Consider the following 11,780-nt stretch of genomic DNA (forward strand, 5'->3'; position numbering starts at 1 on the left):
CTTGTATTATATGTATTAATTGAGTTTCAATAATTTGGCGTAATAAAAACCATCCATATTTTCAGTATCAGGTAATAATTGCCAGCCGATTATATTTTTATCAGTATCAAGGTTATTACGGGTAATGGCAATTAGTTGTGCATCTTCATTTTGCTCAATAAAGCGAGAAATTTGTTGGCTGTTTTCTTCAGGTAAAACACTGCAGGTGGCATAAAGTAGTGTGCCGCCCGGTTTGAGTAACGACCAAATATTGTCAAGAATTTGCTGCTGTAATATAACTAACTTATCAATATCGTCGGCTTTACGTAACCATTTAATATCAGGGTGGCGACGAATAACGCCAGTACCAGAACAAGGAGCGTCGAGTAATATGCGATCAAATTGTTCACCGGACCACCAATCTTTACTGGCTGCATCTCCAGTAATAACTTTCGCGCTTAGGCCTAAACGTTCTAAGTTTTCATGAACGCGTGTTAGGCGAACTTCTTCAATATCTATTGCTGTCATTGAGGCAATATCAGGTGTTTGCTCAATGATATGACATGTTTTACCGCCAGGGGCTGCGCAACAATCTAATACCACGTCATTTGGCTGACAGTCTAGTAAGCGGGCCGCTTGCTGTGCCGCTCCATCTTGTACTGAAACCCAGCCTTGATCAAAGCCCGGTAATTTAGCTACATCGAGTGGTTTAGCAAGGGCAATGGCTTGGGATTTTGCTTCAACGCTAGCTATTTCAATTCCAGCCTCAATGAGTAAGGCTTGATATTCTTCACTAGTATGGTGCTGTTGATTGACACGTAACCACATTGGCGGCCTTTGTTGGTTAGCATCTAGGATAGCTTGCCATTGCTCAGGATAACCTTGTTGTACTTTTTTAATAAACCAACCTGGGTGGTTATATTTTATTGGATCCGGTAAGTTTTTAGTTGTCTTATTTTCTAGTTTACTTTCGGCCTCGAGGGTACGAAGAAAACCTCTAAGCACAGCATTAACAAGCCCTTTCATGTGGTTGTTTTTTAATGTCTTGGTAGCCGCAACGGTTTCACTAACCGATGCGTGATCTGGTATTCGCATGTATCTTATTTGATAAACGCCTACTAACAGTAAAAAGTGAAATACTCGCTGCTTACCCTTAATTGGTTTTTGCACTAAGTGACGAACATCGTTTTCTAATTCTGGTAGATAACGCAGTACGCCATAACAAATTTCTTGCAGTAAACCTTTATCTTTACCCATCAACTTGTCTTGCTGTCTAGGTAGTTCGTCACTTAAGCTACGCCCTTGATCTATAACGGCGTAACAACACTTAGCTGCTAGAGCTCTTATATTAATTATCATTGTTTCTATTCACCAAGCTTATTTATAGGGCTGCCAACAGTGAACCACTCGCTGCGACCATTAAGGATATCTTTCACTGCCAATGCCTTTTTACCTGGCAGTTGCATTATTTCTAGGCGTAAGGCACCATCGATGGTAGCAACTTCTATGCCTTCTTTATCGGCTTTTATTATAGTGCCCGGAGCAGAATTTCCATGATATTCCTGAACAGAGGCTTGCCATACTCTCAATCTATGCTGCTTACTTTCTGATTCAGTGAAGGTAAATTGAGATACAGGCCAAGGGATATAGGCACGGATTTTTCTGTGCAGTTGCTCCGCACTTAGTTGCCAGTTAAGCTCTGCTTCTGTTTTGTCTAGTTTATGTGCATATGTTGCCAGCTCATTATCTTGGGCAACATTGTGCTCGCTTGCTTGATAATTAGGCTGTGCCATAAGTGCCAGTGTTTCTACTAAAGCACCTGGACCTAAATTGGCGAGTTTTTCATAAAGGCTGGCACTGGTGTCAGTATTCTCTATTGCGCACTCGGCCGTTAATATCATATCGCCAGTATCTAGCCCTTTATCCATTTGCATTATAGTGACACCGGTTTTTTTATCACCCGCTTCAAGTGAACGTTGAATTGGCGCAGCACCACGCCACTTAGGTAAAATTGAACCGTGGACATTAATACAGCCCAAGCGTGGCGCATTTAAAATGACTTCAGGTAATATCAAACCATAAGCGACCACTACCATAATATCGGCATCATATTGAGATAATTGTTGTTGGTCTGCTGTACTTTTAAAGTTAATAGGTTGTTCAACAATGATGTTGTGCTCTAGCGCTAGCAACTTTGTTGCACAAGCGGTTAGCTTTTTGCCACGACCTGCGGGTTTATCTGGCGGACAATAAACGGCAACAACATTATGTTCAGAGTTAATTAATGCTGCTAAATGTTGAGCAGCAAAGTCAGGAGTGCCAGCAAAAATTATATTTAATGGGGTAGCCAAGGGAGTATCCTATAATGGTAAGTATGTACTTACTTAGTTGTTGCTATTTATCTAAACGAGCTTCTTTTTCAAGCTTCTTTTGAATGCGTTGACGCTTTAACGGTGATAAGTAATCAACAAATAAAATGCCATTCAAATGATCTATTTCATGTTGGATACAGATGCTTTGTAAGCCTGTGGCGTTTAAAGTGAATTCTTTACCCTGACGGTCAAGTGCTTTTACGGTGCAAGCATCATGGCGATCTACTTTGGCATAAGTCCCTGGTACGGATAAGCAGCCTTCTTCGTTGATCGATGTTTCCTCACTGCGGGCAATAATTTCAGGGTTGATAAGTATCATCGGCTCATCGCTATCTTCGGAGGTATCCATAACAACAATACGTTGATGGATATTGACTTGCGTAGCGGCAAGGCCGACGCCTTTCTCTTCGTACATAGTTGCCAGCATATCGTCTATAATTGTTGCTGTCGCATCAGTAACAGCGGTAACCGGTTGCGCTTTTGTTCTTAAACGCGGATCGGGGAAACGTAAAACAGTTAAAATAGTCATATTTTGTTAAAAGAATTAGCGATAATTCACCTAGAATGTTATGTTTTAATTATATACTCAAGTAACTGTAACTGAAACCTGCATTTTAAAGTCACTCGATATAACTAATAATTATAGTGCGTTATAGCAGTAAGTACGCAAAAGGAATGAGCTCAATGCTTAAAAAAATAATACTCTCGCTATCTTTAATGTCATGTCCATTGATTGCACTTGCTGATCAGATAAAACTTAATGATGACGCACCTAAAACACATGTGGTCGTGAAGGGTGATACGTTATGGGATATTTCAGCTCTGTTTCTTGAGCAACCTTGGTTATGGCCCAAATTATGGCGCTTAAATCCAGAAATTAATAACCCACATTTAATTTACCCCGGTGATATTTTAAAGCTAGTTTTTGATGAGAACGGTGAGCCTATGTTAGTGGTTGAACCGGCTAAACCTAGTTATAAATGGTCACCTAAGATTCGCCAAGAGAAGAAAAAAGATTCTGCCATTACTTTATTACCGCTAGAAGTTATTGCGCCATTTATTCGCTATGATCACTTATTTACCGAAGATGAGCTAGAAAACTTACCTTATATTATTGGTAGTGATGAAGGTTATAGAATGAGCATCAATGACTTTAAGGTTTATGTTAATGCTGATCTAGATGTAGCGCAAAGCTACGCTATTTACGATAAAGGTGAAGAGCTTTTTGATCCAGAAACCGATGATTCTTTAGGTTTTTATGTCAACTTAGTAGGTACCGGGCAGGTGTTAAAGCGTGGCGATATTGAAAATGATGTGCCATCTACCATGAATATTGGCTCGGTAAAAAGAGAAATTCATGCGGGCAACTATGTTGTACCTATTAATGAAGGACAACTATTCCCTGCTGTTTTTTCAATGAAAGCGGCGAATGAATCACTTCGGGGTTCAATTGTTAAAGCGACTAGTAATGGTCGTGAATTTGCCAAGCTGGAAGTTGTTATGATTAACCGTGGTTTGGATCATGATGTGAACGTTGGTGATGTTATGGCCATAAAACGTACTAGTCCTGCAGTAGTTGATACTGGCGATGGCCCTGCTTATGTTGCTGAAACATCCACTTGGAATCGAATTACTGGTGGTGATTATAAAATGCCAACAGAGAAATTAGGTGAATTAATGGTTTTTAAAGTCTATCAAAAAGCCAGTATGGCACTTATTTTACACACAGAAAAACCAGCCAGAATTAATGATTTAATTACTGCACCAGAATAACCCACTGTTAAATTTTTTACTTTCCTCTTTTGTATAAGAGATAGTTAAGCAGACCACTTGTTCTTAGGGAGAAGACAAGTAATGAATAATAACAGTAAAAGTAACAATGAATATTGGTTAGCTTTAAGGCTTGTTCCTCGGTTAGCCACTCACAAAAAAATAGCGCTGGTTGAAACCTTTGGTTTAACCGCGCTTTTTTCGTTTAATGATAAGCCTTCAGTGCTTACTTCTGCCAATGGCTTAAGTGTTAAACAACTTTGTGCTTTCTATCAGCCTAACTGGCAACAAATAAGCCAAATTATACAAGACAGTGCAAGCTGTAATAGTGAGTTAATTTGCTTTGATCATGCTTACTACCCGCAGTTATTAAAGCAAATTTATGATCCACCTTTAGTAATATTCCTTCAGGGCAATCCATTATTACTCAATGCACGACAGCTTGCCGTGGTTGGCAGTCGTGCTGCTAGCGCAGGAGGTCGAGATACCGCCTTTTTATTATGCCAACAACTCGCTCAATACAGCTTTGTTATCACTAGCGGCTTGGCACTTGGTATCGATGCTGCAGCTCACCGTGGCGCCTTGAGTGAGTCTACTGGCACAGTTGCAGTAGTTGCTACTGGCTTAGATCAAGTCTATCCAGCAAGACACCGTAGCTTAGCCGAACAAATAATTAAATCTGGTGGTACTATTATTAGTGAGTTTGTTCCTGGCACGCCAGCTAGAGCAGGGCACTTTCCAAAAAGAAACCGCCTTATTAGCGGCTTGAGCTTAGGAGTCTTAGTGGTAGAGGCTGAATTAAAAAGTGGCTCTTTGATTACCGCGCGCTGTGCACTAGAACAAAATAGAGACGTTTTTGCTATACCAAGTTCTATTGAAAACCCGCAGGCTAAAGGTTGTCATTGGTTAATTAAACAAGGCGCTAAACTAGTTGAGCAATGTGCCGATATAATAGATGAGTTCGCTTTTGCCGATAAACCTAGTCTACACTTAAAGAGTGATGAACCGCCGTTAAAACCAGTTGAACAAGGCATTAACAAAGGAGCAAATGAAATAAATCAAAAAGGCTTGTGTAACGATGCATTGTTGGCTAGTGTGGGATTTGAAATTACTCCCGTTGATAAAGTAGTTTTACGAAGCGAACTTCCCGTAGAGGAAGTGTTAACTCGATTAATAATGCTTGAGCTAAGTGGTCTGGTAACTGCGGTGCCTGGTGGCTATATTAGAACACAAAGTATATAAGGGGCTAATTATGTTCGATATCTTAATGTATCTTTTTGAAACCTATATCCAAAATGAAGCAGAAGCTATGGTGGATCATGAGCTGTTAACCGATGAGTTAACACGAGCTGGATTTCACCAGGATGAAATATATAAAGCATTAAATTGGCTAGAAAAACTGACCGCGTTGCAAGACAGCGACGCTTATCCTTACCTTACCCGTGTTGGCAGCAAATCGGTACGCATTTATACCAGCGAAGAAATGCAGCTGCTTGATACACCAAGCCGTGGTTTTATTTTATTTTTAGAGCAAGTGAATGTACTTGATTTTACTACCCGCGAAATGGTTATTGATAGGGTGATGGAGCTTGATACTAAGTACTTCTCTATGGATGACCTTAAATGGGTAATTCTTATGGTGTTATTCAATGTACCAGGCAAAGAGTCTGCTTACTCCCAATTAGAAGATTTAATCTTTGAAGAACAAGAAGGGCCACTACACTAATAATTACTAGCAGGCTGACTAATAAATAGTAGAGCATTTATGTCAGCTGCCGCTCAGCATATTGTTTAGTGAGGTTTTGTGGCATAATAGCGTCATATTTTTTTATGCGCTAACTCCTATAATGTCTGAATCTGATAAACCGCTTTTTACTCATCACGAACATGCTTTAGATAAAGAGTATCAAGTGTGTCCAGAATGTGGCTCTGAGTTAACGATTAAACGTGGTAAGTCTGGAGCCTTTTTAGGTTGTGTAAATTACCCTAATTGTCAATATACCCGTGCAGTAGTAGAACATGAACGTGTAGAAAATAAAATACTACCGGGTAGTGAATGTCCATTATGCTCCCATGAGTTAGCGGTGAAACAAGGTCGCTATGGCATGTTTATTGGTTGTAGTAACTTCCCTGAATGTCATCATATTGAGCAAGAGGCACAAGAAGTCTTACAGGATGTGGCATGTCCAAGCTGTAAAGGTGGAGCATTACAAGAAAAAACCAGTCGTTTTGGTAAGAAATTTTACTCCTGCGATGCTTACCCTAAGTGCAAGTTTGTTGTTAACCATGAGCCTATTAGCGGTAATTGTGAAAAGTGTCAATTTCCACTCTTATTAAAGAGAAATATGGCTGCGGGGCTTAAATACCAGTGTGCAGATAAAAAATGCTCTCATATGCAGAAGACATGACAAGGTTATGTAACTATCCTAGAAATAAAAAAAGACGCCTTTCTATATGTGAATAGGCGTCTTTTTCGTTATTAACTACAATATTTATTAGCTTTGCTTAGCTAAATAGTCTTTAGCGAAGTCGCTAAGATCTGGGAAGGCTTTATTGCAAAGGATATCAGCTAAACTTTGCAAACGCTGAGCAAGTTGCAATTCATTGTTACCGCTAACATTAATATGGCCCATCTTGCGACCGACACGCTTGCTTTTGTTGTACCAATGTACAGAGGCACTTGGTATAGCAAGTACTTCGTTAGGAATACTATCCTCACCAATAATATTGATCATTGCAGTTGGACGAACAAGCGCTGTACTACCTAGAGGTAAATCACAAATTGCTCTTAAGTGATTTTCAAACTGACAGGTGTCAGCACCTTGTTGAGTCCAATGACCTGAATTATGTACTCTTGGTGCAATTTCATTTACCAATAGCTGATTGCCTACTTGGAAAAATTCAATTGCCATAACACCAACATAGTTAAGCTTGTCAGATATTGCTTTAAATACAATGCCTGCTTGCTCTTGTAGTTTAGTATTAACAGGGTTGGCAACGGATACACTTAACATGCCATCAGTATGATGATTTTCAGTCAGTGGATATACCGCAACATCGCCATTTACGCGGCGAACACCGACAAGAGAAATTTCGCGATCAAAAGGCACCATTTGTTCGGCAACAAGGCCTTGCTTGACTGTTGTCGTTGAAGCTTTTAGAAAGTCAGCCATATCTTGCCAAATTGCTTCGGCATCAGCGGCTACTTTTAATCGCCATTGGCCTTTACCATCGTATCCTTCTAGTGCACTTTTAAAGATAATTGGTAAAGATAAGTGACTAATTGCTTTATCAAAATCTGCTTTTGAGTTAACAAAATAATGCTTGGCATTGGCAACATCACAAGATTCAAGCAATGCTTTCTCTAATCGTCTATCACCACCAATCTTAATGGCTGCACTTGTTGGAAAAAGCTTACCTGATAGCTCACACTCAGCAAGTACGTCATGGGCTACATGTTCAAACTCTGCGGTAATGACATCGGCATCACTAATGCCAGCTTTTAAATCGCCGTATATGTATTTAGGAGCAAGAGGGCGTACAACCTTATTACTTAATACATCTAGAGCTTTAACATCCAAGTTTAAAGGTGTGCCCGCTAATTCCATCATGCGAGCTAATTGACCTGCGCCAAGTACTAGAACTTTTTTCATAATGCTGTGCTTATTCTGCCGGGTTTGGGTTAGCAAGTATGGTTTCGGTCTGTTTTTTACGAAACTGTTCGATATTTTCTTGGATTTCAGCGTCATAAGTACCAATAATTTGTGCCGCAAGTAAACCTGCATTAGCAGCACCAGCATTACCTATAGCTAACGTACCTACAGCGATACCTTTTGGCATTTGCACAATTGATAATAAAGAATCTTGTCCGTTAAGAGCTTTAGATTGCACAGGTACACCTAAAACAGGTAAAGAGGTATAAGCTGCAGCCATACCAGGTAAGTGAGCAGCACCACCAGCACCAGCTACAATTACTTTAATGCCTCTGTCTTTTGCACTTTCAGCATACTCGGCAAGTAAGTGAGGGGTGCGATGTGCTGAAACCACTTTGGTCTCGTACTTTACGCCTAAAGAATCAAGCATCTCTGCTGCATGTTGCATTGTTGGCCAATCTGATTTTGACCCCATGATGATACCGACTGTCATGAATGTATGCCCTTTAAAAAATAAAATGGTCTTCGGGTACGAAGAAAGTAGAATTTAGAGCTGCAATTATAACCTTCTTTATCGCAATACGGAATCGAGAAGTGTTTTATCGATAAATTAATCCATCATTAGGTATTTCTGCTGGGGGTTTGGTAATATTGTCATTAATGTGATTATTAGAAGGCTGGTCTGTGAACGAAACAAATGTAGTTGATGCTTTTAACCGTGGTGGCATTATTGCCTACCCAACAGAAGCGGTGTTTGGTCTCGGTTGTGATCCCGACAACGAAGAATCACTTAAGCGGCTGTTAGCACTAAAAAAAAGATCCGCAGAGAAAGGCTTAATATTGCTTGCTGGTAACTACTCTCAATTACTCCCTTACATTGACGACAGTCAAATTCCGCAAGATATGCGCTTTACTGTCTTATCTAGATGGCCAGATAGCATCACTCAACTCTTACCTAAAAATAAAAAGCTATCACCATTATTATCCGGTAAATTTGACACTATCGCGGTAAGAATAACCAGTCAGCCAGACGTTGTTGCCCTGTGCAAACAAACTAATAAGCCGATAGTATCGACTAGCGCTAATTTATCGGGTCAAGAGCCAGCTAAAACATGGCAAACACTGTCACCACTATTGCTTGAAAATCTCGATTTTATTATTAAAGGTGAGACCTTAGGACACAACAACCCCTCACAGATAATTAATGCGTTAACAGGAAAGGTGATTAGAGTTTAATTTTAAGCTGAAAAGGGCTAAGAACAGCAGCGACAGACCAAAAACTTGATCAAAATCAATATTAAAGCACTTTCAAAAATTTCACTTTAAAAGTTTGCGCTGAATCAAACTTTATTAAATCATTGGCCTTATTATATCCATAATTAATTTAAGGATATAATATCATGAAAAAAACTTTATTAACTCTAGCCCTATTAACATGCACTTCAACAGTAGCTCTAGCTAACCAAGCTGGTGACATATTAGTTCGTGGTGGTCTAACAATGGTTGCACCTGACAGTGGTAAGACGCCAATTTTATTAGGTGGAAGTGCAGACAATGGCATGTCACTTACCGTAGATGATAATACTCAACTAGGTTTGAACTTTGTTTACTTTTTTGACAGTAACTGTGCAATCGAATTGCTTGCTGCAACACCATTTACCCATGATGTAACACTTCAAGATCCTAAAGGTACATTACAAGCTGATGGAGCACCGTTAGCAGAAGTAAGTCACTTACCACCAACATTAAGTGCTTTGTACTATTTTGATACCGGCACTTCACTTAAGCCATACGTTGGTGTTGGTTTAAATTACACAATCTTTTTTGATGAAAAGTTTTCAGATGCCGCTGCAAGTTTGGGCTTAAGTAACCTAGAACTAGATGGATCTTTCGGTTATTCAGTTCAAGTAGGTGCTGACTATCATATTAATGATAAGTGGCATGTAAATGCATCAGTTCGCTATATTGATATCAATTCAGATGCGACATTTGATGTTGAAGGCGATAGCATTGGTAGTGCCAGTATTGATGTTGACCCTATGGTTTATTCAATCATGCTGGGTTATAAATTTTAAACGGTCTTTTTAGCACTCAAAACAAAAAGCAGTAACTTATACAAAAGGGTTACTGCTTTTTTGTTTTCATTAATTGTTGATTCAGTTAGGCTGTAGCCATACGTTAACTTCTGCCAATAACTATGACCCAACAAAATCCAGACCAATACCTCGTTTACGGAAATCCGATCGAACAATCACGCTCGCCCGATATTCATCAGATATTTGCCAGTAAAAGCCAACATAATATCAGCTATAAAAAACAGCTAGTGGCTCTTGATGATTTTTCTACGGCAGTTAGTGATTTTATTAGCCAAGGCGGCAAGGGAGCAAATGTCACTGCACCTTTTAAAGAACAAGCACTTAGATTAGCCGATGTTTTGACTGAACGAGCCTCTTTAGCAGGTGCTGTTAATACACTTACCTTTAAAGAGGGAAAGATATTTGGTGATAACACCGATGGTGAAGGCTTAGTACAAGACTTATTAATGCATGGCGTTATTTTAAAGCAAAGCAGAATTTTGATATTAGGCGCAGGTGGTGCTGTTAGAGGTGTGCTGTTACCAATGCTTGCGCAAAACCCTGATGCGATTACTATTGCGAATAGAACGGTAAGCAAAGCAAAGGACCTTTGTCAGCATTTTAGCGATGAACGACTTAGTGCTTGTAGCTTTGATGAAACTACAGGGCAAGAGTTTGACCTGATAATAAATGCCACCTCGGCGAGTTTATCTGGTGATTTACCACCTATCCCTGCATCGATAATAACAACTACAATGGTCTGTTACGATATGGTCTATGGTAAAAATAAGACGCCATTTCTTCAATGGGCCAGAGAGCAAGGTGCCCTTAAAGTTATTGATGGCTTAGGTATGTTAGTAGGGCAAGCCGCGGTAAGCTTTGCTATTTGGCGCGGCGTAATACCAGATGTGCAGCCAGTAATTGATGTATTAAGAACTGCTATTAAAGAAGGATAGGAGGCGAAATGAATCAGGCAATATTATTTAACGATGATTTAGTATTTGATAAGGAGCAGGATGCTTGGTGTTTTACCGCATTACTCTCCGGTCAATCGGTAACTATATACTTTCATTCAATGCAATTAAAGCGATTGGATGAAATAGACAATTGCACAAAATTTGATTTAGAAGAGATAGTTGAACTCTGGCTCGAGAAGAATGAACCAGAGGGAAATACTATTAATATACAAATGCGTTAATTACCTTGTTCACTCAGGTATTTATTCATTAACACAATCACTCACTAAGATAATCATTTTTTAGTTCGACATAGTTTATGGCTGACTGTTTAAGAAAGTTCGCTTCACTTTCCTTTAAAGGTCTAACTTGTTTTACCGGATTACCGACATATAAATAACCGCTGACTAATGTTTTATTTGGCGGTACTAAGCTACCGGCACCAATAAAAACATCATCTTCGACAACAACACCGTCCATAATTATAGCGCCCATACCAACTAGTATACGGTTACCTAGCTGACAGCCATGCAGCATACACTTATGACCAACAGTTACATCGTCGCCAATAACTAAGGGGTTTCCCTGTGGGTTACTCGGGCTTTTACGGGTGACGTGTAAAACACTACCGTCTTGTATATTCGTACGAGATCCAATGGTAATTGTGTTTACATCTCCTCGGGCAGCAACAAGCGGCCAAATACTGACATCATCAGCTAAGCTAATGTCTCCAACTAAAATGGCAGAATTATCGATATAGATATCAGAACCAAGGGAGGGGAGAATACCTTTATAAGGACGTATGTTAGTTATACTCATATAGCACCTATTGCAATACTGCAATTTAATTGAATGGCAAGTGAGAGTAAAAATAACATAGACAGTCAATAAAACCAGTATTAGAGCAGCTTAGTATTCAAAAACCCTATAAAGATAAAACTAAGTAATTGAAATATGAATACTAAAGTAGAGTGA

At 39.5% G+C, this 11,780-nt stretch carries 14 protein-coding genes; 8 read left to right on the plus strand and 6 right to left on the minus strand.

What is annotated here, in order from left to right:
• Nucleotides 1-15 precede the first annotated feature (15 nt).
• The 3 genes from rsmB to def are packed head-to-tail and all read right to left on the minus strand — an operon-like array spanning nt 16 to nt 2,880.
• The gene (gene rsmB, locus HRT50_RS03225; RefSeq protein WP_291611270.1) at nt 16-1,338 is read right to left on the minus strand and encodes a 16S rRNA (cytosine(967)-C(5))-methyltransferase RsmB; all 1,323 of its coding nucleotides are present in this window, start codon (nt 1,336-1,338) and stop codon (nt 16-18) included.
• 5 nt (nt 1,339-1,343) lie between these two features.
• Nucleotides 1,344-2,330 carry a methionyl-tRNA formyltransferase gene (gene fmt / locus HRT50_RS03230; protein ID WP_291611272.1) on the minus strand — a complete coding sequence of 329 codons (987 nt, stop codon included), beginning with the start codon at nt 2,328-2,330 and terminating at the stop codon, nt 1,344-1,346.
• A gap of 43 nt (nt 2,331-2,373) precedes the next feature.
• Nucleotides 2,374-2,880 carry a peptide deformylase gene (gene def, locus HRT50_RS03235; protein ID WP_291611274.1) on the minus strand — a complete coding sequence of 169 codons (507 nt, stop codon included), beginning with the start codon at nt 2,878-2,880 and terminating at the stop codon, nt 2,374-2,376.
• A gap of 155 nt (nt 2,881-3,035) precedes the next feature.
• Between def and HRT50_RS03240 the strand changes: the two genes are divergently transcribed.
• From HRT50_RS03240 to HRT50_RS03255, 4 genes are all read left to right on the plus strand, one after another.
• Nucleotides 3,036-4,124 carry a LysM peptidoglycan-binding domain-containing protein gene (locus HRT50_RS03240; RefSeq protein ID WP_291611276.1) on the plus strand — a complete coding sequence of 363 codons (1,089 nt, stop codon included), beginning with the start codon at nt 3,036-3,038 and terminating at the stop codon, nt 4,122-4,124.
• 81 nt (nt 4,125-4,205) lie between these two features.
• A complete protein-coding gene (gene dprA / locus HRT50_RS03245; protein WP_291611278.1) occupies nt 4,206-5,363 on the plus strand; it encodes a DNA-processing protein DprA in 1,158 nt (385 codons plus the stop codon).
• A 10-nt stretch (nt 5,364-5,373) separates the two neighbouring features.
• A complete protein-coding gene (locus HRT50_RS03250; protein WP_291611280.1) occupies nt 5,374-5,847 on the plus strand; it encodes a DUF494 family protein in 474 nt (157 codons plus the stop codon).
• Between the two features lie 121 nt (nt 5,848-5,968).
• Entirely contained in the window at nt 5,969-6,529 is a 561-nt protein-coding gene (locus tag HRT50_RS03255; protein ID WP_291611282.1) for a topoisomerase DNA-binding C4 zinc finger domain-containing protein, read from the plus strand.
• Between the two features lie 87 nt (nt 6,530-6,616).
• Here HRT50_RS03255 and HRT50_RS03260 read toward each other — a convergent pair whose 3' ends face one another.
• Together HRT50_RS03260 and purE are read right to left on the minus strand one after the other, a co-directional pair.
• Nucleotides 6,617-7,774, minus strand: a complete 1,158-nt coding sequence (locus HRT50_RS03260; RefSeq protein WP_291611284.1) for a 5-(carboxyamino)imidazole ribonucleotide synthase — start codon at nt 7,772-7,774, stop codon at nt 6,617-6,619.
• A 10-nt stretch (nt 7,775-7,784) separates the two neighbouring features.
• The gene (purE, locus tag HRT50_RS03265) at nt 7,785-8,267 is read right to left on the minus strand and encodes a 5-(carboxyamino)imidazole ribonucleotide mutase (RefSeq protein ID WP_291611287.1); all 483 of its coding nucleotides are present in this window, start codon (nt 8,265-8,267) and stop codon (nt 7,785-7,787) included.
• 191 nt (nt 8,268-8,458) lie between these two features.
• Here purE and HRT50_RS03270 point away from each other — a divergent pair, with 191 nt between their 5' ends.
• From HRT50_RS03270 to HRT50_RS03285, 4 genes are all read left to right on the plus strand, one after another.
• A complete protein-coding gene (locus tag HRT50_RS03270; RefSeq protein ID WP_291611289.1) occupies nt 8,459-9,010 on the plus strand; it encodes a Sua5/YciO/YrdC/YwlC family protein in 552 nt (183 codons plus the stop codon).
• Between the two features lie 164 nt (nt 9,011-9,174).
• Nucleotides 9,175-9,849 carry an OmpW family outer membrane protein gene (locus HRT50_RS03275; RefSeq protein WP_291611291.1) on the plus strand — a complete coding sequence of 225 codons (675 nt, stop codon included), beginning with the start codon at nt 9,175-9,177 and terminating at the stop codon, nt 9,847-9,849.
• Nucleotides 9,850-9,971: 122 nt separating this feature from the next.
• Nucleotides 9,972-10,805 carry a shikimate dehydrogenase gene (gene aroE / locus HRT50_RS03280; RefSeq protein WP_291611293.1) on the plus strand — a complete coding sequence of 278 codons (834 nt, stop codon included), beginning with the start codon at nt 9,972-9,974 and terminating at the stop codon, nt 10,803-10,805.
• A gap of 8 nt (nt 10,806-10,813) precedes the next feature.
• On the plus strand, nt 10,814-11,047 hold the full coding sequence (locus HRT50_RS03285; protein WP_291611295.1) for a hypothetical protein: 234 nt from the start codon (nt 10,814-10,816) through the stop codon (nt 11,045-11,047).
• A gap of 37 nt (nt 11,048-11,084) precedes the next feature.
• On the opposite strand, the gene HRT50_RS03290 is transcribed toward HRT50_RS03285, so the two are convergent.
• Entirely contained in the window at nt 11,085-11,624 is a 540-nt protein-coding gene (locus HRT50_RS03290) for a gamma carbonic anhydrase family protein (protein WP_291611297.1), read from the minus strand.
• Between the last annotated feature and the right edge of the window lie 156 nt (nt 11,625-11,780).

Source organism: Colwellia sp. (assembly GCF_013215345.1).
Lineage (GTDB): Bacteria > Pseudomonadota > Gammaproteobacteria > Enterobacterales > Alteromonadaceae > Colwellia.

Bases quoted from the DNA above. Each gene is read 5' to 3' on its own strand.
- rsmB (WP_291611270.1), bottom strand. From the start codon at position 1,338: ATGATAATTAATATAAGAGCTCTAGCAGCTAAGTGTTGTTACGCCGTT.
- def (WP_291611274.1), bottom strand. From the start codon at position 2,880: ATGACTATTTTAACTGTTTTACGTTTCCCCGATCCGCGTTTAAGAACA.
- HRT50_RS03240 (WP_291611276.1), top strand. From the start codon at position 3,036: ATGCTTAAAAAAATAATACTCTCGCTATCTTTAATGTCATGTCCATTG.
- dprA (WP_291611278.1), top strand. From the start codon at position 4,206: ATGAATAATAACAGTAAAAGTAACAATGAATATTGGTTAGCTTTAAGG.
- HRT50_RS03250 (WP_291611280.1), top strand. From the start codon at position 5,374: ATGTTCGATATCTTAATGTATCTTTTTGAAACCTATATCCAAAATGAA.
- HRT50_RS03255 (WP_291611282.1), top strand. From the start codon at position 5,969: ATGTCTGAATCTGATAAACCGCTTTTTACTCATCACGAACATGCTTTA.
- HRT50_RS03260 (WP_291611284.1), bottom strand. From the start codon at position 7,774: ATGAAAAAAGTTCTAGTACTTGGCGCAGGTCAATTAGCTCGCATGATG.
- purE (WP_291611287.1), bottom strand. From the start codon at position 8,267: ATGACAGTCGGTATCATCATGGGGTCAAAATCAGATTGGCCAACAATG.
- HRT50_RS03275 (WP_291611291.1), top strand. From the start codon at position 9,175: ATGAAAAAAACTTTATTAACTCTAGCCCTATTAACATGCACTTCAACA.
- aroE (WP_291611293.1), top strand. From the start codon at position 9,972: ATGACCCAACAAAATCCAGACCAATACCTCGTTTACGGAAATCCGATC.
- HRT50_RS03285 (WP_291611295.1), top strand. From the start codon at position 10,814: ATGAATCAGGCAATATTATTTAACGATGATTTAGTATTTGATAAGGAG.
- HRT50_RS03290 (WP_291611297.1), bottom strand. From the start codon at position 11,624: ATGAGTATAACTAACATACGTCCTTATAAAGGTATTCTCCCCTCCCTT.